Here is a 21727-nt window from a genome sequence, read left to right on the forward strand (position 1 = left end):
TGTCCCCCTTCATGCGCGAGCCTGGGACTATCCAGGTTGGCTCGCGGCCGTCGAGATCGTGAAACTCTTCCCATTGCGCGCCAGCAAGTTCGCCTGGACGGACAGCCGTCAGAGCGAGAAATCGCAATGCTAGCTTCGTCGTCGAGCGGCACCGCTCTGCTTCGCAGTCAACGATAAGTTGACGGATCGCAGTCAGGCGCTGGTCCTGATCGACCAACCCGTCGATGATCGCAGGCTGCGGAACCGATTGCGGCATCGGCTCGAGGATCGAACTCAAGCTGGCAGCAACATCGATCTGGCACGCACCGACTGCGATGCCGTAGACAAAGATCGCTGACACTCGCTGTCGTAGCCGGTGCGCGGTTTCGATCGCTCCCCGCCGCTCAACGGCCTTGAGTGTATCGAGAACATCGCGGCTGGTGATCGCGGCCATCGCCGCACCACCGAGATCCGGGAGCACGTCGCGCTCAAGACTCGTCAGAACGTCCGCCGCATGGACGGCCGACCAACGTCCATTATGGTTCTTGATCCAGTGCTCCGCCTGGAGGTGCGACCACCGTCCGTCATGCGCATCGGCCCAGGCCCGCAGCTTGTCGAGCGACCAGCCACTGTTGAGCTCGAACCATTCTTCCGCCAACGCTCGGAACGTGTTGCGTCGCGCGGCCGCGTCATCCCTTTCAAGCCGTCGCCGCTCCTCCGCAGGGTCAAGTCCTTTGGCTAGCAACGCCTTGGCCCGGTCCCGCTTCTCGCGCGCCTCGGCCAGCGACACCGCCGGATAGGAACCGAAGCTTAGCGTTTTCTGAGTTGGCTTACCCTGGTCGTTCCTGCCGAACGTGTAATTCATCCGCCAGTGGCGCCCGCCGCTCGGCGTCACTTGAAGATAGAGTTGGCCAGAATCACCCAGCCGGTAAGGCTTATCCGCAGCCTTCGCTGCGCGAATTTTCGTGTCACTCAACATGGTATAACCCAATACCATGCACTCTGACCTTGATACCATGGCCCATGCCATGGCTAGCTGTGGAAGCGCGCGGCCCGCAGCGCACAAATGCGGAGGGAGAACTCGTATATTGCTGAGAGTTTCAGCTACTTATGAACGTCTGCGCTCGCCAGCGGATGCTTAGTTGGCGGAGAGGGTGGGATTCGAACCCACGGTGAGCTTGCACCCACAACGGTTTTCGAGACCGTCCCAATCGACCACTCTGGCACCTCTCCGCAGAGGTATGGCGGACCGCCTGTGGAGGCGTCCGGTCGATAGGCGGGGCGCATTAGCGGATGGTTCCGAGCTTGCCAAGCGCAGTTGCACGCGCCGCGGCCCAACCTAAATATAGGGCATGCAGATCGATTCCTCTCATCCCGACCTCGCCGACACCCTTGGCGTGGCGGCTGCCTATCCGCTGGCGCCCGCCATCTCGCATGCGAGCTTCGCGATCGGCGACGTCGTACGGCACCGGCTGCTCGACTTTCGCGGAGTCGTGTTCGACATCGATCCGGTGTTCGCCAATTCGGACGCCTGGTACGATTCCATCCCGGAGGCGGTGCGTCCCCGCAAGGACCAGCCGTTCTACCATCTGCTCGCCGAGAACGCCGAGTCGAGCTACGTCGCCTATGTCAGCCAGCAGAACCTGGAGCACGACGCCAGCGAGGAGCCGATCGACCATCCCGCAGTCGAGGACATCTTCGACGGTTTCGCCGCCGGGCGCTATACGTTGAGGGCGCGGCACCGGCACTGACCGCCGGACCATTGCGGCGTTGACAGAAAGACGCAGTTCCCTTAGCGGGCTGCTTCCCGCGCGGGGTGTGGCCGTGGCCATGTTCATGCGCGACATTCGGATTGGAAGTGAAGAGAGCCATGTTCGCTATCGTGCGCACGGGCGGCAAGCAGTATCGCGTTGCCGCGGGAGACAAGATCGTCGTCGAGAAGATCGCGGGTGACGCGGGCTCGACCGTGTCGCTGGGCGACGTGCTGCTGGCGGGCGAAGGCTCCGAGCTGCGGGACGTGGCCGGCCTGACCGTCTCCGCCGAGATCATCGCGCAGGCGAAGGGCGAGAAGGTCATCGTCTTCAAGAAGCGCCGCCGTCACAATTACCGTCGCCGGAACGGTCATCGGCAGCAGCACACGATCCTCAAGATCACCGCCATCGGCGCGGCCAAGTAAGCTTCGGGAGCATTCGACATGGCACATAAGAAAGCAGGCGGCTCCTCGCGCAACGGCCGCGATTCGGCCGGCCGCCGTCTGGGCGTGAAGAAGTTCGGTGGCGAGATCGTCATCGGCGGCAACATCATCATCCGCCAGCGCGGCACCAAGGTCTATCCAGGCCGCAATGTCGGCATGGGCAAGGACCACACCCTGTTCGCGACCGGCGAGGGCCGCGTGGTGTTCCATGAGGGCAAGCTCGGCCGCAAATACGTATCGGTCGATGCGGTGGCGCAAGCCGCGGAATAGCCGGACGATCATGAGGATCGTCCGACCGGACGATCCTCCCGCCGGCGAGCGTTTCCGCTCAGTTCGGCCGATAAGGGAGGCGGATCATCCGGCTCCCTTTTTCTTTGCCTCCCTGCCGACGCCGCCCTGTAACCTTTTCAGGTCAGGTACGTTTCACGCCCGCGAGGGAGAGGCACTACCCCATGTTTGCACGTACCAATCGGCTGCTGCTGCGGCCGGGCTGGATGGAAGATGCGACCGCGTTGACGGCCGCCCTGAATGATCCCGCCGTTGCCCGCATGACGCGCGGCATTCCCACCCCGTTCACCCTTGCCGATGCCGAGGCGCATATCGCGCGTCAGCAAGATGCGACGGTTCCCGACCTTCTGATGTTCGCACGCACCCGGGGCGCGCCGCGCCTGGTCGGTGGCGTCGGCCTGACCGGCGCTAGTGCGCGCAAGCCGATGCTGTCATATTGGGTGGCGCGCGATCACTGGGGTCTCGGCTATGCGACCGAAGCGGCCGCGGCGCTCGTCAGCATCGCTTTCCACGGTCTGCGCATCGGCGAGCTTCAGGCGGAGAACTTCATCGATAATCCGGGTTCCGAGCGCGTGCTGCGCAAGCTGGGCTTCTTTCCCACCGGACTTCGCGTGGACCGGCCATGCGTGGCGCGGGCGGAAGACGTACCCTGCCAGCAGTACCGGATGGTTTCCGAGGTGACGCACTGTGGCGAGGGTCATCCCCTCGCCGCCTGATGCGGCTGCCTTAGCGACAAGGCAAGCTCCGCGGCGGTGAACGGCGGGTCGCCGCTGCTCGCGTGGCAGTTTCGCTGCAGCGGGCGCGGCGCAGGTTCCTTCCGGGGCGGCATTCGGGTAAGCGCCCGCCATGCATTTTCTTGACCAGGCAAAGATCTTCGTCCGCTCCGGTGCGGGCGGGCCCGGGGCGGTCAGCTTCCGGCGTGAGAAGTTCATCGAGTATGGCGGGCCGGACGGTGGGGACGGTGGTAAGGGCGGCGACATCGTGTTCGAGGCGGTGGCAGGGCTGAACACGCTGATCGACTTCCGCTACACCCAGCATTTCCGGGCCAAGCGGGGCGTCGGCGGATCCGGGTCGAACCGCACCGGCGCCGCCTCCCCCGACCTCGTCATCAAGGTGCCGGTCGGCACGCAGATCCTGTCCGAGGACAAGGAGGACGTGCTGCTGGACCTCACCAAGGTCGGTGAGCGGGTCGTGTTCCTGCGGGGCGGCGACGGCGGGCGCGGCAATGCCAGCTACAAGACATCGACCAACCGCGCGCCCCGCCAGCACGGTCCCGGCTGGCCGGGCGACGAGGCCTGGGTGTGGCTGCGGTTGAAGCTGATGGCGGATGCGGGGCTGGTCGGGCTGCCCAATGCAGGCAAGTCGACCTTCATCAACGCCGTCACCAACGCCAAGGCGAAGGTCGGCGATTATCCGTTCACGACGGTCAGGCCGCAGCTTGGTGTGGTGCGGCACCGGGAGCGGGAGTTTGTCGTCGCGGACATCCCCGGCCTGATCGAGGGGGCGGCGGACGGTGCGGGGATCGGCGACCGCTTCCTCGGCCATATCGAGCGGTGCCGCGTGCTGCTCCACCTTGTCGATGCGACCGGTGATGATCCGGTCGAGGCGTACCAGATCGTTCGGGAGGAGCTGTCCGCCTATGGCGCGGGGCTGGAGGACAAGCCCGAGGTGCTGGCGCTGAACAAGGTCGACGCGGTGGACGAAAAGATCCGCAAGGCGCTGACCACCAAGCTGAAGAAGGTGAGCGGCAGAGAGGTGCTGCCGCTGTCCGGAGCCAGCGGCGAGGGTCTGGAGCCGGTGCTCGACCGCCTTCTCGGCGAGATCGTGGAGGAGCGCGAGGCGGACGAGGATGCGCCGAAGGAGAAGCCCTGGTCGCCGCTTTGACGGATCGAAACCGGCGCGAACCCGTTGATAGTCCAACGGCAAAGGAGATCAGTCATGGGTGAGTTCATCGACAAGGTGAAGGGTGCCACCAACGAGGCGGTAGGTCAGGTCAAGCAGGCGATCGGCAAGAACAACAACGATCCCGACCTCGCCGCCGACGGCGCCGCGCAGGAGACCAAGGGCAATGCCCAGCAGGTCAAGGGATCGGTCAAGGGCGCTCTCGGCGACACGATCTGAGCCGGCAATTGCGTCCTAGCAGAGGCTGGTTCGCTAACCAAGACGGGCGTCCCTGAGGGGGCGCCCTTTGTGTCTTAGCGATGCCGGCGTCCGCTGACATGACGGCAAATAGTTGTTTGATCACGCGGTTTGATGATGTGATCGGCTCGTTGGAATGCAAGGAAGCGCTAAGAGCCTGGTTCACCACGGGAGCGCCAAGACCGCCCACGCCGTCGGAGCAGCAATGCAGCGATCGGACATTGGCACTGGGTGCGGTCTAGCGGCTGATGCATGATGTTCAGATCGGATCGGCAGAGGCCGGCGCCGCTATCCTAATGCGGACCTCGCCAAGCTCCGGTAAGGGCCTGGGACATCGACGAACTCGGGGCGATGGCCCCACTCAACCAGACGATGTGCTTGCACGGCGCTCACCTCTCATGCCGACGAGCCGCTTGCGCGACATGAGACGCCGGTGCTTCGCTTGAGCGCCAGACCGCGAACGAGGTGCTGGTCTTCAAGGAATAGTGCACGCAGCCTCTCCGAGGCCGCTCGCCCACCCGATCCGCAAGGGTAGAGTTTCCGAATATTGATCGGCTTGTTTCCACAACGGAGTGCGCGGCACCCCACCCTTCAGGCTAACGATCCTGCTCTAACTGAGCAGCGACGATGAGACATCGAGTGCCCTTGTGGTTGCCCCATCCTCGCCGTATGTATCCGACATATCGTCGGAAACTATGGAGATCACCAAGACTGGGCGCGCAGATGCAGGTCGCGGAACATGCGTGATCAAGATGGGCCGAAATTGAGAGAGGGGATATGATCAACAAAATCGTCGAGACGACCGAACAAGCCGTGGCCGGGCTTAAGGATGGCGCGTCCATCATGATCAGCGGCTTCGGGGACGCCGGCGCGCCGCATCAGCTGATCGAGGCCGTGATCGCCCATGGCGCAACCGATCTCACCATCATCAGCAACAACGCGGGGTCGGGCGAGACCGGCATCGCCGCGCTGATCAAGGCGAACCGGGTGCGCAAGGTAATCTGCTCCTTTCCTCGCCAGTCCGCGTCGCACCACTTCGACAACCGCTACCGCGCGGGGGAGATCGAACTGGAACTCGTGCCGCAGGGCAATCTCGCGGCCCGCATCCAGGCGGCAGGATCGGGACTAGGCGCGATCTTCACGCCGACGGGGTACGGAACCTTGCTGGCGGAGGGCAAGGAAACGCGCCGCATCGACGGGCGGGACTATGTGCTGGAATATCCGATCCACGCGGACTTCGCCCTGGTGAAGGCCAGCGCCGGTGATCGCTGGGGTAATCTGGTCTACCGGAAAGTCGCGCGGAACTTCGGTCCTATCATGGCGATGGCCGCGAAGACCACCATCGTTCAGGTCGCCAAGATCGTCGAACTGGGCGACCTTGATCCGGAAGCGATCGTGACGCCCGGGATCTTCGTCGATCGCATCGTGCGCGCGGATCCCGCGCCTGCCGTTGCCGTCGCCGCTTAAGGAGAAAAGATGATGAGGCGCTTGAATCGCGAGCAAATGGCAGCACGCGTGGCCCAGGACATACCCGAGGGCGCGTATGTCAACCTCGGCATCGGGCTTCCCACCACCGTGGCCAACTTCCTGCCTCAGGAGAAGGACATCTTCCTGCAGAGCGAGAACGGCCTTCTCGGCATGGGTCCGGCCCCAAGTGAGGACGACATCGATTGGGAGTTGATCAACGCGGGCAAGCAGCCGGTCACCCTGCTGGCAGGCGGCTCGTTCTTTCATCATGGTGACTCCTTCACCATGATGCGTGGGGGGCATATCGATATCTGCGTGCTCGGCGCGTTTCAGGTTTCGATCCACGGCGATCTCGCCAACTGGCATACCGGCGCGCCTGACGCCATTCCGGCTGTCGGGGGTGCGATGGACCTCGCCATCGGCGCCAAGCAGGTCTTCGTGATGATGGATCTTCTCACCAAGTCCGGCGAGAGCAAGCTGGTCGAGAAATGTACCTATCCCCTGACGGGGCTGGCGTGCGTGGCGCGCGTCTATACCGATGTGGCGGTCTTCGAGGTTGGCAAGGACGGCGCGACCGTGATCGAGATGGTGGACGACCTGACCCTCGATCAATTGTGCGAGATGGCGCGCCTCGACCTGCAACTCGCGAGCGCCTGATATGGCTGCACAGCATGTGTTCGGCGCCTTTTCGCTAGACATCCGCGACGACGGCGTGTGCATCGCGACGTTCTCGAGGCCACCCGTCAACGCCGTTTCGCTTTCGGTTTACGAGGACATCGGACGGTTCGCCGACCATGTCACCGAGGATGACAGCATCCGCGTGATCGTCATCACGGCGCCGGACGATTCACGCGCCTGGTGCGGCGGCGCTGACCTGCACGAGTTCAAGGGCATGACCGCGAGCAAGCGGAAGGAGCGCTATCAGTTCATCAACGCGCAGCTTCCGCGCTTTCACCGGATCGATCGACCGATGATCGCAGCCATCAGGGGCGCCACCGTCGGCGTGGGGGTGATGCTCGCCGGGATGTGCGACATGCGTGTCGCCAGCGAGAACGCCCGCTTCACCTGTCCCGAGGTGGACTACGGCCTTGTCGGCGGCAGCCCCGGCCTCTTCGCCACCTTGCGAATGCCCGAAGCGAAGGTGCGCGAGATGGTCTACACAGGCCGCGCCTTCACCGCGCGGGAGTTGGAGTCGACGGGCTTCTTCAACTATGTCGTGCCTTCGGCTGCGGTTTTGCCGATCGCCCTCGACCTTGCCGAACAGATCGCCCGAAAGAGCATGCCGACACTTCGGGCACGCAAGCTTGCATCACTGATGTGGGAAGGGTCAGGCTGGATGGACGCCTATCTGGAGGCGCAGGAAATCTCCTCCGCCCTCGTCGAGAACCCAGAAAGCAAGGCAGCCGTGCTTGCCGCGCTCGAACGGGGCCAAGGCCCTGGCCGTTAGAGCGTTTTCCGATCATGCTGGATCGTAGCCGCACGAGCTGAAGTAGTTGGCGCATTCGTCGGGCTGGAAGATGTCGACGAGTTGGCCGATGCGGTCCCAGAGGCCGTTGACGGTGCGCTCGGCGGCTTTTCGTAGCATCGCCTTGAGGCGAGCGAAGGCCTTCTCGACCGGATTGAAGTCGGGCTGTAGGGTGGGAGGTAGCGTAGGCTGGCGCCGGCGGCCTCGATCAGTTCGCGGATCGCAACGCGCTTGTGGCTCGAGAGATTGTCCATCACGACGACGTCGCCGAGGCGCAGCTCGGGCACGAGCACCCTGGCAACGTAGGCTTCGAACCAGTCGCCGTTGATCGGCCCGTCGAGCACCATCGGCGCGATCATCCCGGTCATGCGCAGGCCGGCGACGAATGTGGTGGTCTTGCGGTGGCCATGCGGGAAGCCCATCCGCAGTCGCTCGCCTTTCGGGCAGCGGCCGTGGCTGCGGGCCATGTTGGTCGCTGTCCACGTTTCGTCGATGAACACGAGACGCTCGGGTTCCAGGTCGAGCTGGCCATCGAACCAGGCATGGCGCCGTCTCAGGAAGTCGGGGCGGTCTTGTTCGATCGCGTGACCCGACTTTTTTTGCGCGTAACCTTGTGGCGATCAAAGAAGCGCCAAAGCGTGCCGATCCCAACGCTGATGCCGCGCTCGGCGAGCCCGGTTTGGATCTCGGCGAGTGTGATGTCGCCATTCTCCTCCAACATCGCCATGATGAGCTCGGCGTGAGCCTCGGTTTTCGATGAGCGCTGGTCGCCTCCCGGCTTGCCGGCCACCGCTCGCCCGTGCGCCAACGCCATCTGCCGCCAGCGGATCGCGGTCGCCACGCCGACCCCGAACCGTGCCGCGGCCGCCCGGCAACTCAGGCCGCCATCGACCGCCGCGACCACCCGATCACGCAAATCCTGAGATAATGCTCTGCCCATCCATGCCGGCCTCCAACTCCAGCAAAGAGGATGAATCAGACCGAGCGCGCCTTGGGAATCCCCATCGATTCAGGCGCTGTGGAAAACGCTCTAGGGTTAGTCGCCGATCATCCCCTGTAATCGGGACGCGATGATCGATCGGGCATCGCCGACGACCCGCTCGATCAGTTCGGCACAACTCGGGATATGGTGGATCAGGCCTTGCGCTATGCTGGCCCAGTAGACGCCCGCATTGAGATCGCCCGTCTGGAGAACATCCTTCCCGCGTGCGCCGGACACGAGGGCCGCGACGTCGGCGAACGTCGCACCGGGTATTGCCGTTCGTCTGAGCACTTCCTGGGACACCGAATTTCGTCCCACACGCGCCGAGTTGCGGAAGGGCCGGAACAACAGGTCCGTCTCGCGTTCGTCCTTGTCCACATAGGCTTGCTTGACGTGAGGGTGGATCGGGGCTTCGCGTGTGGCACACAGGCGCGTTCCCATCGTCACCCCTTCCGCGCCCAGCGCCAGCGCGGCGGCGAGCCCGCGTCCGTCGGCGATGCCGCCGCTCGCGATCACCGGAACCGTCAACTGATCAACGGCCGCCGGGATAAGAACCAGTCCCGGAACGTCATCCTCGCCCGGGTGGCCCGCGCATTCGAAGCCATCGATCGACACGGCGTCCACACCGTAGCGCTCCGATGAGACCGCATGGCGGACGGATGTGCATTTGTGGATGATCCTGATGCCGTGCGCCATCAAGAGATCCCAGACCTCGCGGACCTGGGGCGTGCCTGCCGTTTCGACGACGCCCACGCCCGCTTCAGCGATCACGTCAACGATCGACTGGTAGTCGGGCGGACGCATCGTCGGGAAAACGGAGATGTTTACGCCGAAGGGCGCTGAGGTCATTCCTCTGCACCGCGTGATCTCATCGGCCAGCGATCTCGCATCAGCAAAAGTGAGCGCCGTCAGCATGCCGAGGCCGCCCGCGTTGCTCACGGCGGCGGCGAGTTCGGCATAGCCGACGTTCTGCATACCGCCCTGAATGATCGGGTGCCGAATGCCCAGAAGATCGGTGACCCGGGTCCTGATGGTCATCGCTTCCTGCGCACCTCGCAACCGACGTAACAAAGGCGCGTGCGGACGCGCCGGATTAGGATCCCGTCCACGCCGGACTGCGCTTTTCGAGAAAGGCGGCGACGCCCTCCCGCTTATCCGCAGTTCCGAAGAGCGCGGAGAATGCCTGGCGCTCTAGCGTGAGATGCGCGCTCTGCTGGGTCTCAAAGGCGGCGCGAACGAGCACCTTCGCCTGCTGCATGGCGAGCGGAGCGCGGGCCGCGATCCGGCTGGCGAGATCGGTGGCAGCGGCAAGCGCGGTTCCGTCCGCTACAACAGCGGCAATCAAGCCGGCCTGAAGGGCCTCCGCCGCAGTGATCGGCTCACCAAGGAGGCACATCATCATCGCGCGGCTACGTCCGACCAGGCGGGGCAGGATCGCGGTTCCGCCGGCGCCGGGAATTATACCCAGATTGGTTTCGGGCTGACCGAACTTTGCCCCCTCCCCTGCCACGACCAGATCGCAGCACATCACGAGTTCGTTGCCCGCACCCAGCGACCATCCTTCGACCGCCGCGATCAAGGGCTTCCCGAAGTTGCGGATGCGCGTCCAGATCGCAGGACGGGGATCGGCCAATGCGCCGGCTGTCTGTCGCGACGCCATTTCGTTGATGTCCGCGCCTGCGGCGAAGAAGCGGTCAGAACCGGTAACGACGACCGCCCGCACGGACGGGTCGAGCGCAGCGGCATCGAGCGCGTCGGCGACGCAGCCGAGCAGATCGGTGGCGAGCGCATTGCGCTTTTCCGGCCGATTCAGGGTGAGAACGAGGACATGTTCCGAAACCCGTTCCGACTTGAGAATCTCGGGACGATCCTCGCTCATGCTGTGTTCCTCAGATAGTATGATGGCCTGTAGATCGCCTCGCCCGTACCCTCGGCGATCGCGTCGAGCAGCTTGATGAGCCCGGCTCTCCCATACTGATGAGCCCAGGCGAAAGGTCCGAACGGATAATTCGCGCCGAAGCGCAGGGCGGAGTCGATCTCGCTCTCGTCCGCGACCTTCTCCAGCACCGCGTCGGCCGCCGCATTGGCGATCTGCGCGAGCGTTCGCGCGACGATGAGGCCCGGCCGGTCGGTCACCTCGCAGCCGACCTTTGCGCCTGCCGCGAGAGTACCCGCGACGGCGTCCAAGGCGCTCTCATCCGACAGCGCATAACCGATTGGGCCTGTGCCATCTCCATTCGACCAATCGAGGAGCGCGACCGGCGCATTGAGCGCGCGCGCTTCATCGATTGCCGGCAGGCCCCGTGTCGTGCCGATGAAGGTATCTCCACATCTTACGAACTCGCCGGGTGCTGCCGTCTCAAGTTCTCGTGCGGCTTCCTGATGCTCCTGCCTGATCGCCGGCGGTAGCGCGGCCTCCGGCTCGGCGGTGGCGGCGCCTTCCGAATAGTCATAGACGCCGCGCTTGGTCTTACGCCCGTACCAGCCCGCATCCACCAAGGCCGCCTGCCGTACCTGCGGCACGAAGCGGGTCCGGCCGAAGTAGGAGTCGAACACCGAGCGGGCCACCGCGAAGTTGACGTCCTGCCCGATCAGGTCGGTCAACTCCAGCGGGCCCATGCGGAACCCCGCGCCTCGGAACAGTGCATCGATGGTGGCAGGCGTAGCCGCACCCTCGTTCCATGCAACGAATGCTTCGGCATAGAATGGACGCGCGACACGGTTGACGATGAAGCCTGGGACGTCGGCGACACGGATGCCAACCTTGCCCCATGACTTGGCCGCCGCCAGAACTCGTTCAACCACACTAGGCGGGGTCGCAGGGCCAGGGATCACCTCGACAAGCTTCATCACGGTCGCGGGATTGAAGAAGTGCATTCCGACGAACCGGTCGGGATGCCGAAGTTGACGGGCGAGGCGGCCGACCGGGATAGATGAGGTGTTGGTGGCGATGACCGCACCCGGCGCGACGATGTCCTCCACCTGTGCGAAAAGCCGAGCCTTGATCGCGGCATCCTCGATGATCGCTTCGACCACCAGATCGCGATCGGAGAGGGCATCCAGTTTAGACACCCATTCCATTCGGCCGAGAAGGTCCGCGCCCTCTTCCTTTGCAAGCTTGCCACGGGACACCAGCTTTTCGATCTCAGCGGTCGTCCTGGTGTGGCTGAGCGCCAATGCATCGGCGTTCACGTCGAAGACGCGGACATGCGCGCCGGATTGCGCCGCCACCTGGGCGATACCGGATCCCATCGCGCCGGCACCGCAGACCGCGACCTTCTGAAGCACACCGGCCATCAAGCGGCCTCCTCGACAACGAGAATGGTTGCCCGATACTCGACGAGATCACCCGGTGAGACATCAACCCGAATGATCCTGCCAGTTGCCGGCGCCTCAAGATCCTCGACGCTGTCGAGAACACGCAAGCCGGCCACGCGGTCACCCTTGGCAACGCTTGTACCGACTGCCGCCAGTTCCTGAACGGTGCCGACATGCGGCGCTTGAAGGGAAACCTGGGTGCCGGGCGCTACCGATGCGGGAAGCTCGACTGATGCAGGAAGCGGAGCCGCACGCATCGGATTGCGTCCCCCGCCATCCCGCGCGACGAAGATCTCCGTGTCTTCGGAGGAGACATACAATTCCTGCCAGTCGTGCGCGACGAACTCCGCGAGAAGCGCACGAGCGTCATCGATGGCCTGCCTTGTGTAGTTGATCATGCCGCCATGGCTCCGAATTCGGGGAGGAGCACCTGCTCAAGCCAGCGGGTGTGAATCCGGTTCTCGACGAAGTCCCGATGGCCGATGATCGCCCGATGCAGTGGTAGCGTGGTCGGCACGCCTTCGATGACGAAGCTGTCGATTGCATCCGCTAGACGACCGATCGCATCCGCCCGATCGCTGCCGTGCACGATGAGCTTGCCCACCATGCTGTCATAGAACGGGGGGATCATGGCCCCAGCTGACATATGGCTGTCGAGCCGAACGCCCTCGCCAGTGGGAGTTTCCCAGCGGGTCACACGGCCGGGGCTCGGCATGAAGTCGCGTGTGGCATCCTCTGCGTTGATCCGGACCTCGATGGCGTGCCCGCGCAGGACCACATCCTGCTGCGTGACCGAGAGATCCGCGCCGCCCGCAATGCGGATCTGTTCCTGGACCAGATCGAAGCCCGAAATCATCTCGCTGACAGGATGCTCGACCTGGATACGCGCGTTGACCTCGATGAAGTAGAATTCCTGCCGTCGTACGTCGAACAGGAACTCGGCCGTGCCCGCATTGCGGTAGTTCACGCTGGCGGCCAGCGCGACTGCGGACTCGTGCAGTTGCCGGCGCAGATGATCCGGCATCGCTGCGCAGGGCGCCTCCTCGATCAGCTTCTGGTAACGACGCTGCACGGAGCAGTCACGCTCGCCGAAATGAAGCACCTGCCCCTTCCCGTCGCCCATCAGCTGGACTTCGACATGCCGCGCCTCGGGCACGAAGCGTTCCATGAACAGGGTGCCGTCACCGAAGGCGGCGACCGCCTCGGCGGAGGCACGGTGGAAGCCCGCCTCGGCCTCATCGCCGTTATTGGCGATCACCATCCCGCGCCCGCCCCCTCCGGCGGAGGCCTTCAGAAGAACCGGATATCCGATGCGATCGCCCTCGCGCCGCGCATCGGCGGCGGAAGCGACGCAATCGCTTCCAGGAACAAGCGGGACGCCGGCGGCGCTAGCCATCGCACGCGCCCTCAGCTTGTCTCCCAAGGCATCAATGACGTCTGGCTCTGGTCCGACGAACGCTACGCCATGCTCCGCGCAGAGCCGTGGCAGGATCGCGCGTTCCGAGAGAAAGCCGTATCCCGGATGAAGCCCGTCGCAGCCGCTTTCCTTCGCGGCGTGGACGATCAGGCTGGGATCGAGATAGCTGCGCGCGGCTGCGGAGGGGCCGAGGACGATGGATCTATCGGCCAGCCGCGCGGCCGCACTGTCCCGGTCGGCGTCCGACACCGCAACCACCGTCTCGATGTTGAGCGTCTGTGCCGCACGCACGATCCGCAGCGCGATCTCGCCACGGTTGGCAACGAAGAGCCGCTTGATCAACTAGCTTCTCCTCAGGGCGAACAGGGGCTGGCCGCCCTCCACCATAGCGCCATCTTCGACCAGAACGGCATGTACGGTCCCCGCGATGTCTGCTCGCACGGCCGTGAAAAGCTTCATCACCTCGATGAGGCATAGCTCGTCGCCAGCCTGAACGCTCGAGCCGACCTCGACATAGTTCGGAGCGCCAGGCTTGGGCGCGCGATAGAATGTTCCGAGGTTGGGTGCTTTGATGATGACGGCATCATGGGGGAGATCGACCGTAGCGGCCAACGACGGAGCGGCCGCGATCTTCGGGGCGGGCGAGGCTGGAGCAGCTGCGGCCGGAACGGCAATCGCACCGGGTAATTCCTTATCCTCACGCGCGAGGAGGGGACCGGAGGCCGCGGCATCGTTGGAAAGATACAGCTCGAAGTCGCCATGGCGGACGTGAAGCTCACGCAGTCCTGACCGGGCAAACTCCTGGAGCAATGTGTCGAGATTATCCGGCAGGTTGTTCTGGCTCATCTATCCCCATCCACGTGGATCGGGGGTGCGACATCTTCATGTCGCACCCCGGATCGGGTCAGTACTTGAACGCGACCGACATGCCGTACACCGCCGGCTTGCCGCGGTAACGGATCAGCGTGTCGAGATAGGTCGACACAGCGGTCGTGTAGGACTTGCCCGCGATGTTCCGGCCATAAGCCGTAACCCGCCAGCGGCCATCCTCGGTGCTGAGCCCGGCGCGCAGGTCAACCAGGGCATAGCCCTTGATGTAGAACTCTTCGGCCGGCAGCAGATCGTTGTTGAACGTGGTGTTCTGCTTGCTTTGATACGTCACGCCGCCACCGAGGAACGCATTTAAATCGTCGCTGACGGGGAAGCTGTACTGGATGTCCGCGTTCGCACTGAACTTGGGCGTGAACGGCAGATCAGATCCCTTGAAGTTCCCGGTGTAGCCGGATGCGTTGTAGACCGCCAAGCCATCGGGCGTTGCCGAGTAGTTCGATGTGACCTTGCTCTTCAGGTAGGTACCGCTGGCGCTGAAGCGCAATCCCTCGGCAGGCCGCGCGACGATCTCGGCTTCCAGACCCCAAACGTAGGACTTGGGAACGTTCAGCATCTTTTCGAGCAGGCCGAAGACCACATCCTGAACGCGACCGCGAACCTGCTTGTCGGAATAGTCGTAGTAGAAGCCCGCCGCGTTGAACTGCAGCGCATTGCCTGCAACGGGAAGTTTGACACCGCCTTCATAGGCGATGACCTTTTCCTGGGTCGCGGGCGTGTACTGGTTCACGCGCGAGGCACCGATCGCCGAGAAGATGCCGGCTTTATATCCCTGGCTAATGGTCGCATAGATCAGGCCGCCCTGATCGAACTTGTAGTTAACGCCAGCGCGGAAAGAGACGTTGTCCTCGGTCAGCTTCTGATTGACCGGCTCCAGCGTGGACTGCGCGGTGCCGAGAAGGAGATCGCCGGTGGTCGGGAAGCACTGGCCTGCGCCGATGGTAATCGGCACACTGTTCAGGGCGCTTCCAAACAACACCGCCGCACCAGTTCCGGTCGGATCGCTGTAGCAGTAGGTCGCGTTCTGCTTGTTCTTTGTATAGCGGATGCCGCCCTGCACGGTCAGCTGCGGGGTAACTTCAACCTCGACATTCGCGAAGGCGCCGTAGCTCTTCATCCGCGAGTCGAAGTTGTTCTCGGTGATGGTGATGAGATCGGAGTTCGCCGAATATTGGTCGAGACGGAAGAAGTTGTTCTGCGACGTCCGAAGGTTGTCGTAGCTTCCGCCGATGAGGGCATGGACCTGATCGGTATCGTAGGCCAGCCGGAGTTCCTGGTTGAACGAACGCACATCGCCCCAGAGCGGCACGTCCACGACGGCCACGGTCGTACCGTCGAGATCCTGATTGTACTCGAGCTTCTGCTTGGCGAGGGCCGCCAAGTAGGTCAGCTTCAGCGTATCGCTGAGCTCATAATCACCGCGTCCGGCAAACTGGAAATAGTAGTTGTCGGACTTGCCGAGCAGGCCCGGCGTCCATTCGGCGTCGCGCGAACTGTTGCTAACGCGCGTGCCGAGCAGCGCCTGCGCACCAGCCGCCTTGACCGGATCCGTCCCGTTCAGTCGCCCCACGACGGTAGTCTGCCGGCCCACGAAAGACGCGTCGTAACCCGGCGATGCGGGGTTCGTCAGGTCGTTATAGCGCTGCGCATCCACCTGCGCGTACGGATTGCCCGACGCGTCAGCGGCGGCCTGTGAGCCGTAGATGTTGAGCAGCGTACCGGCATACTGCGGGGCCAGCGGGTCCGAACGATCTCGGACACCCGTCGCCATGAGTTCGATGTTGAGACGCTCGGTCGGCTCGATGTCCAGGGTAAGGCGCCCCATGATCTTGCGGCTGTCACCGTTATCATCGTCCGGCCGCGAGAGGCTACGCTGCCATGCGCCGCCGCTCACGCCCTTGACCGCGAGACGCGCCTTGATGCCTTGGGCTAGCGGGCCGCTGACGAAGCCCGAGAGCTCGGCACGATTGAACCGCTCATACGAGGCATCGGCGCCAGCGCGGAATTCACTCGTCGGCTTACCCACGATGTAGTTGATCGCGCCGCCGGTCGAGCTTTGGCCGAACAGCGTTCCCTGCGGACCCTTGAGCACCTCGACCCGCTCGATATCGAGATCGAGTGCGTCGGACATGACCGGAACATTGCGCGGGATCTGATCGGTGTAGACCGACACCGACGGCGCGGCGCCGAAGGTCGCATCATAGAGACCGATACCGCGCAGCGTGAACACCGGCGTCGAATAGAGCGACTGCGTGAAGGTGAAGCCGGGAACCAGCTTCGCCAGATCCGCGACACCGCCGATGCCGCGCTGAGCGAGCTCCAAGCCGCTTGCCGCCTGGATGGTTAGACCGACATTGTTGACCGACTGCTCGCGCTTGTTCGCCGTGACGACGATTTCCTCTATGCTGCGCTGGCTCACTTCCGCCGACGGCGTGGTGGGATCCGCCGCCGATGTGGTCGAGGATGTCGATGCGCCCGTCGAGGCGGTCTGCGCCGACGCGCCACCGGCCACGCCGGCCATGAGCGCGATAATCGAAGCCTTCGTCATATACTTGACGCTGTTCATAACCTCTCCTCCCAATCGATCTTACTGACGACTATTTACTTGAAGGCCGCTTCAACCGGCGGTCATTCCTCCATCGACGACATGTTCGGCCCCGGACACGAAGCTGGATTCGTCCGATGCGAGAAAAAGGACGACGTTCGATACCTCTTCCGGCTGCGCCATTCGTCCCAGCGGGATGGCGTCGCTGGCGCCACCACCGGTCTCGTCCGTGGCGGCAACCATCATTGGAGTAAGGATGTAACCTGGGTGAACCGAGTTGACCCTGATCCCCGCATGGCCCCACTGGGCAGCGATAAGCTTGCTCATGCCCCGCACGGCGAACTTGCTTGCGCAATACGCCGCGTTCGACGAGGCGCGCGTCCCCAGCATTCCCGCAATAGACGAGATGTTGACGATGGAGCCACCGCCCGCAGCCACCATCCCCGGAACAACAGCCTTCATGCCGAGAAAAACGCCCAGTTGGTTCACTGCGCAGACCTGAAGAAACTCCTCCTCTTCGAAGTCCAGCAGGCTTTTGACAGGGCCGATCACCCCGGCATTGTTCACAAGCACGTTTACAGGACCGAAACGCGCCTCCGCCGTGATCAAGACGTTGTCCCAGTCCTTTGAACTCGAAACGTCGTGCGGCACGAAGATCGCGCGATCACCCAGTTCGCCCGCCAGATCGCTGCCCGCCTGCCCGTTCAGGTCCGTGAGGACCACGGACGCGCCCTCACGCACGAACAGCCGGGCATGAGCCTCGCCCATGCCTCGGGCAGCGCCGGTGATGACCGCGATCTTGCCAGCGAGCCTCGCCATGATCAGGCCGCTTCGACCTCGGCAGAAGTCGCCAGCTTGGGAACAACTTCGTTGACCAGCAACTGCATCGAGTGCTCCCAAGGTTCGGGATTATCGATATAGTCGTGGCTGTAGATCAGCAGCGTGCCGAACGGGCCACCGAGATCGTCGATCCACGCATCCATCTTCTGGCGCACGGTCTCCACCGAACCAACGATCCAGACATGCTCGGCAAGGTACTCGGCGTCGACCTTGGTCAGGTCCATTGAGGGATCGTGGACGAGGTGCTTCAGCACGCCGAAGCGCTCATACGTCGGCCGGATGTACTCATCCCAGGCCAGACCGATGCCGCCATCGATCGCCATCTTTCGCGCTTCCTCGTCAGTCTCTGCGACGATCACGTCGCGAACGACGCGATGCATCAACCGATCCGACGGGCGCCCCGCCTCTTCCATCTTCTCACGATAGGTCTGGAAGTGACTGCGAAGGAAATCGTTGCCGGCGTAAACCGAGGCCGGAATGAACCCGTGTTGCCCCGCGAAGCTGATCGACGGCGAGGGCGCGCTCAGCCCCGTCATCGCCATCTGCATCGATCCACCCCAAGGGCGAACGTCCCTCAGCTTCTTCTTGCCATCAGCCTCGGGGAAGCCCGCATCCCAGTAAGTGCCTTCGAACTGGAAGGGCTCGCCTTTCCACACGCGCTCCATGATGTCGATCGCCTCGAGCATCATCGGATGGTTCTTGGAAAGATCACTTATGCCCCGCAGGGCGGCATCGGTCGGATACGCGCCGGTCGCGACCCCCAGCATGTAGCGCCCCTCCAAAATCTGGCTGAGCCAAGCCGTTTGTATCGCGAGCGTTGCGGGGTGATGATAGGGAAGAAGATGCGCTAGGGGGCCGAACTTGATCCTGCTCGTCTGCAAGGCTGCAGCTGCAATCACCAGCTCCGGACTGGGAATTCCTTCCCAGTTCAGGGTTGCATGTTCGCCGATCCAGTATTCACTGAAGCCGATCTTGTCAGCAAAGATCGCCTGCCGAATAGCCCACTCGAAGACCTGTCGAGCAGACCTTTCCGGACGCAGAAAAGGCGTCTGAAACATTCCAACTTGCATAACCCTACCTTCTCCCGCTCATCTCATTCGGTAGGCTAAAATCAGCCGTGATCCTTCCACTCGATCAACTTGCCCTCCGTGTCGAACCGCATGACACTGCAGAACTTGAGGCGGAAGGCCTCACCTGCGGCTCCGAACCCGGGCAGATCGACTGCAGCGGTTCCGACATACCAGGCCTCACGCACAACGATGTTTTGCGACACGATCACCCGCTCCGGCTCCTCGAAGTGCCGGTCCGGTACGTAGGTAGCCGCGAAGTTTCGCAGCACCTCAAGAAGTGCATCGCGGCTAGTAAGAACAAAGTCACGGTTGTAGTGGGCGAAGTCGAGGTCCGCCGCGATGAGGTGCTCGAGAGCCTCGAAGTCTTTGTGATTGTACGCATTCACAATGCGCTCGGCAGCCGCGGCGAAATCCATATCGAACTCTCCTAGCGACGGTGCTCACGACAAAGCGTCGGAAACCGCTTCGACATCATACAGAGCATGCCCGTCGTCCTCTCCGCCTGTGAGCGGCGGCCGCACTGGAGCAGCTCGCCTTGTTATGGATGATTGCTACAACCCACCCACGGTCCGGTCAATCACAAAACTCGACGTTTTGTCGGGAAACCGAGGTTGCTGACCGCGCTCGTTCACCGCACCATCTCACAAGGCCATTCGGTAAACATGAGGAATCATCAACTCTTCCCCAATCTCGGGCTTGCGCCGCATTGCAGAAAAGCGAATGTGGTTCGGTGCGTGCGCCAGGCGAAAGCGGCGGACGAGTTGGAGATGCGTGTTGGCGACGAAGAACAGTGCTGATGTTCGCGCGGGGGCGGGCCCCGCTTGGGACGACCTTCTTGAGCAAATCGCGCATCGGCCGAAGCGAGCCACCGAGCGGAAGCAGGATCGCAGCAAACGAACCGAGCAGCAAATCCTGAACGCAGCACTGCGCGTCTTCGCGCGGGATGGCATCTCCAGGTCTCGGATCGCCGACATCGCAGCCGAAGCCGGTATCTCGACCTCGACTCTCTATGAATATTACAAGAGCAAGGAAGATCTCGCCTACGACGTCCCCCTGTCGCATCTGGCGGAGTTTTTTACGACCTATCAAGCCAGTGCGCCGTCTCGGCTGTCGGCGAGGAGCAGGCTTGAGACCTATCTCACGATGTCGGCGGATTATGCGCGCGAGCATGCGGAGTGGGCGCGTCTGCTATATCTCGAAATCTGGCCTAGCGTGTTCGTCAGCGACACCGAACTGCGCCACAGTATCGATGACTTCACCCGCGTCATCCTGTTCCTGGTGCGCGAGGGTGTCGCGGAAGGATGGGTAGCGCCGAACAGGAACGCCTATGAGACGGTGGCGCTGGTCATCGGCAGCGTGAACCAGCTCATTATCACCTGGCTGCTCTATCGAAAGCCTCGCAACCTGACCAAGGCAAGCGCGGACATGGCCGACCGCCTGATCAGGATGTTGGAAATGGAGGCGAAGGCCTCCCGCACCTAGCGGCTATTTAGGCAAGCGATCCGCCGGTAAAAGCGCGCACGGCGGTGCCCGGTCGTGGCGCGCCATCGGGTCGGCGAAAGAGCGAACGCCTCGGCCCAGTTGAGCCTTGGAGGCTGCTGGATGCCACTTTCCGAGCGGTATCTTAGCATGTGCAAACAGTCGGACATCACTCGCTACCAGCCGCTGCTCAGACGAGCGCCGGGATACGAGCATACCCGATGCCACGATCATCCACGCTCCACTTGAAAGAGCCGAAGGTGACCGTCGTTCGGCGAACGCAATAAGATGGGCGAAGGTCGAGCTACATATCAGGCATATGCTGAGCGGCGCGCCTGATGCCCTATATGTCCCACTCCAGAACGAAGGGTTTGACGCTACCGACGATGCCGTTGGTGTAACGCAGAGGCTCGTCGCCTGCGATGCGGAATTCCGGAATGCGCGCAAACCACTCGCGCAGCACGATCTTCATCTCCATCCGGGCGAGATGGGCACCCGGGCAGGTATGGGAGCCCTTGCCGAAGGTCGAATGCTTGCGTGCCGGTCGATTAAGTTGGAAGTCGAGCGGATTGTCGTTCATCTCGTCGTCAATCGCGACGACGATGGTCGGTGCCATGACCATGTCGCCGGCTTTCAGGTTCACTCCCTCGAAGTCGATGTCTCCACGAACCTCCCGGGCCGAGGAGACAACCGGGAATCGGCGGAAGAATTCCAGAAGCGCGTCGTCGATCCGCGACGGATCGGCGGCAATCGCCTGGCGGAGATCATGATCCTTAGCGAGGTACGAGAAGGTGAAGCCGAGCATGTTCACGACGGTATCGAGGCCACCGACCAGCACCTGGATGCAGATGTTCTGCGCCTCGAGATCCGAGAGTTCGCGTCCACCGACCTGACCGTTGATCATCCGGCTCAGCATGTCCTGCCCTCCGGCGCCACGCCGCGCCTTTATGACCGGATCCAGATACTCACGGAAAAGCTGCGCAACTTCCGGATAGGTCAGAGAACCGTCCGGTCGGGTGAACTGGTCGGCGAGATGCTTTAACTTGGGCAGGTCCGCGACCGGCAGATCGACGATCTGCATGAAGATGCGGACCGGAAGCTGCTCGGCAAATTCATGCACGAAGTTACAACGGCCCTTCGGCCGAAAGCCCTCGATGAGGCTGACGGTCAGATCGACGATCGTGTCCTCGACAGGCTTAAGTGGCTTCGGCCCGAGGTTATCGTTGAGAAGATTCCGAAACGGGCGATGCTCCGGCGGATCCAGCGAGAGCGGAATAAGGCGATAGGCCTCCCCTGCCGTCTCCTTCGGGACGAGAACGGTATGATTGGAGAACCGCTCCGAATCAGACATGACGATGTCCGAGACACTCGCCTTGAATGCCACCCAATGGCCACCGTTGTGCGGTGTCCACATGAGCGGATAGGGAACCGTGTCCATCAGCTGGCGCCAGCTCTGGTGAAAATCCAGTTCCTCAGGCACGTCGCGATAGATATCGAAATCGATCACGCGATCGGCGGGAACGTTGACAGGCCGACTCACCACATTGTCGACCGGCTCTTTGACACCAACTTCCATCTGGCCTCTCCGCTTTCGGCGCTCATAGCACTCCGCTGTGGCCGCATGATATCCGCGGCGATGGGAAGTATAAAGAATTT

General features: G+C 62.9%; 22 protein-coding genes, 1 tRNA gene and 2 pseudogenes. 11 read left to right on the top strand and 14 right to left on the bottom strand.

The window, feature by feature from the left end; genetic code table 11:
• Positions 1-283: 283 nt before the first annotated feature.
• Together ACM608_RS10815 and ACM608_RS10820 are read right to left on the bottom strand one after the other, a co-directional pair.
• Positions 284-1009 (bottom strand): annotated as a pseudogene (locus ACM608_RS10815) (tyrosine-type recombinase/integrase); the annotation flags it as partial.
• A gap of 113 nt (positions 1010-1122) precedes the next feature.
• Positions 1123-1212: transfer RNA gene (locus ACM608_RS10820), tRNA-Ser, on the bottom strand.
• Positions 1213-1331: 119 nt separating this feature from the next.
• Between ACM608_RS10820 and hspQ the strand changes: the two genes are divergently transcribed.
• From hspQ to ACM608_RS10865, 9 genes are all read left to right on the top strand, one after another.
• Positions 1332-1730, top strand: coding sequence for a heat shock protein HspQ (hspQ, locus tag ACM608_RS10825; RefSeq protein WP_419683228.1), 399 nt, complete (start codon positions 1332-1334; stop codon positions 1728-1730).
• A 119-nt stretch (positions 1731-1849) separates the two neighbouring features.
• Positions 1850-2155: a 50S ribosomal protein L21 gene (gene rplU, locus ACM608_RS10830; protein WP_419683229.1), complete on the top strand. Its 306-nt coding sequence runs from the start codon at positions 1850-1852 to the stop codon at positions 2153-2155.
• A gap of 18 nt (positions 2156-2173) precedes the next feature.
• Positions 2174-2443 (top strand): 50S ribosomal protein L27, encoded by a 270-nt coding sequence (gene rpmA, locus ACM608_RS10835; protein ID WP_419683230.1) that lies wholly within the window; start codon positions 2174-2176, stop codon positions 2441-2443.
• 182 nt (positions 2444-2625) lie between these two features.
• Complete coding sequence (locus ACM608_RS10840; protein ID WP_419683231.1) at positions 2626-3177, top strand: GNAT family N-acetyltransferase; 552 nt, start codon at positions 2626-2628, stop codon at positions 3175-3177.
• Positions 3178-3307: 130 nt separating this feature from the next.
• Positions 3308-4345, top strand: a complete 1038-nt coding sequence (gene obgE, locus ACM608_RS10845; protein WP_419683232.1) for a GTPase ObgE — start codon at positions 3308-3310, stop codon at positions 4343-4345.
• A 54-nt stretch (positions 4346-4399) separates the two neighbouring features.
• Complete coding sequence (locus ACM608_RS10850; RefSeq protein WP_419683233.1) at positions 4400-4582, top strand: CsbD family protein; 183 nt, start codon at positions 4400-4402, stop codon at positions 4580-4582.
• A gap of 795 nt (positions 4583-5377) precedes the next feature.
• The gene (locus tag ACM608_RS10855; RefSeq protein WP_419683234.1) at positions 5378-6067 is read left to right on the top strand and encodes a 3-oxoacid CoA-transferase subunit A; all 690 of its coding nucleotides are present in this window, start codon (positions 5378-5380) and stop codon (positions 6065-6067) included.
• A gap of 12 nt (positions 6068-6079) precedes the next feature.
• A complete protein-coding gene (locus ACM608_RS10860) occupies positions 6080-6724 on the top strand; it encodes a 3-oxoacid CoA-transferase subunit B (protein WP_419683235.1) in 645 nt (214 codons plus the stop codon).
• 1 nt (position 6725) lies between these two features.
• A complete protein-coding gene (locus ACM608_RS10865; protein ID WP_419683236.1) occupies positions 6726-7514 on the top strand; it encodes an enoyl-CoA hydratase/isomerase family protein in 789 nt (262 codons plus the stop codon).
• 12 nt (positions 7515-7526) lie between these two features.
• Here the strand turns inward: ACM608_RS10865 and ACM608_RS10870 are convergent.
• The 11 genes and pseudogenes from ACM608_RS10870 to ACM608_RS10920 form a co-directional block, all read right to left on the bottom strand.
• Positions 7527-8472, bottom strand: a pseudogene (locus tag ACM608_RS10870) (IS630 family transposase).
• 96 nt (positions 8473-8568) lie between these two features.
• Positions 8569-9552 (bottom strand): NAD(P)H-dependent flavin oxidoreductase, encoded by a 984-nt coding sequence (locus ACM608_RS10875; protein WP_419683237.1) that lies wholly within the window; start codon positions 9550-9552, stop codon positions 8569-8571.
• Between the two features lie 55 nt (positions 9553-9607).
• Complete coding sequence (locus ACM608_RS10880) at positions 9608-10393, bottom strand: enoyl-CoA hydratase-related protein (protein WP_419683238.1); 786 nt, start codon at positions 10391-10393, stop codon at positions 9608-9610.
• Complete coding sequence (locus ACM608_RS10885; RefSeq protein ID WP_419683239.1) at positions 10390-11811, bottom strand: 3-hydroxyacyl-CoA dehydrogenase NAD-binding domain-containing protein; 1422 nt, start codon at positions 11809-11811, stop codon at positions 10390-10392. The genes ACM608_RS10880 and ACM608_RS10885 overlap by 4 nt, the downstream gene beginning before the upstream one ends.
• Complete coding sequence (locus tag ACM608_RS10890) at positions 11811-12230, bottom strand: hypothetical protein (RefSeq protein ID WP_419683240.1); 420 nt, start codon at positions 12228-12230, stop codon at positions 11811-11813. The genes ACM608_RS10885 and ACM608_RS10890 overlap by 1 nt, the downstream gene beginning before the upstream one ends.
• Positions 12227-13591 (bottom strand): acetyl-CoA carboxylase biotin carboxylase subunit, encoded by a 1365-nt coding sequence (locus ACM608_RS10895; protein WP_419683241.1) that lies wholly within the window; start codon positions 13589-13591, stop codon positions 12227-12229. The genes ACM608_RS10890 and ACM608_RS10895 overlap by 4 nt, the downstream gene beginning before the upstream one ends.
• On the bottom strand, positions 13592-14095 hold the full coding sequence (accB, locus tag ACM608_RS10900) for an acetyl-CoA carboxylase biotin carboxyl carrier protein (RefSeq protein ID WP_419683242.1): 504 nt from the start codon (positions 14093-14095) through the stop codon (positions 13592-13594).
• A 58-nt stretch (positions 14096-14153) separates the two neighbouring features.
• Entirely contained in the window at positions 14154-16703 is a 2550-nt protein-coding gene (locus ACM608_RS10905) for a TonB-dependent receptor (RefSeq protein ID WP_419683243.1), read from the bottom strand.
• 51 nt (positions 16704-16754) lie between these two features.
• Positions 16755-17501 (bottom strand): glucose 1-dehydrogenase, encoded by a 747-nt coding sequence (locus ACM608_RS10910; RefSeq protein ID WP_419683244.1) that lies wholly within the window; start codon positions 17499-17501, stop codon positions 16755-16757.
• A 2-nt stretch (positions 17502-17503) separates the two neighbouring features.
• On the bottom strand, positions 17504-18580 hold the full coding sequence (locus ACM608_RS10915; RefSeq protein ID WP_419683245.1) for an LLM class flavin-dependent oxidoreductase: 1077 nt from the start codon (positions 18578-18580) through the stop codon (positions 17504-17506).
• Between the two features lie 53 nt (positions 18581-18633).
• Positions 18634-19008, bottom strand: coding sequence for a nuclear transport factor 2 family protein (locus ACM608_RS10920; RefSeq protein WP_419683246.1), 375 nt, complete (start codon positions 19006-19008; stop codon positions 18634-18636).
• Positions 19009-19203: 195 nt separating this feature from the next.
• Between ACM608_RS10920 and ACM608_RS10925 the strand changes: the two genes are divergently transcribed.
• Both ACM608_RS10925 and ACM608_RS10930 read left to right on the top strand, forming a co-directional pair.
• Positions 19204-19389, top strand: a complete 186-nt coding sequence (locus ACM608_RS10925; RefSeq protein WP_419683247.1) for a hypothetical protein — start codon at positions 19204-19206, stop codon at positions 19387-19389.
• Positions 19367-20074: a TetR/AcrR family transcriptional regulator gene (locus ACM608_RS10930; RefSeq protein WP_419683248.1), complete on the top strand. Its 708-nt coding sequence runs from the start codon at positions 19367-19369 to the stop codon at positions 20072-20074. Before ACM608_RS10925 ends, ACM608_RS10930 begins: the two co-directional genes overlap by 23 nt.
• Positions 20075-20414: 340 nt before the next feature.
• On the opposite strand, the gene ACM608_RS10935 is transcribed toward ACM608_RS10930, so the two are convergent.
• Complete coding sequence (locus tag ACM608_RS10935) at positions 20415-21647, bottom strand: cytochrome P450 (RefSeq protein WP_419683249.1); 1233 nt, start codon at positions 21645-21647, stop codon at positions 20415-20417.
• Positions 21648-21727 lie beyond the last annotated feature (80 nt).

Origin of the sequence: Sphingomonas sp. ID0503, from assembly GCF_048565625.1 — a bacterium.
Lineage (GTDB): Bacteria > Pseudomonadota > Alphaproteobacteria > Sphingomonadales > Sphingomonadaceae > JBLZUR01.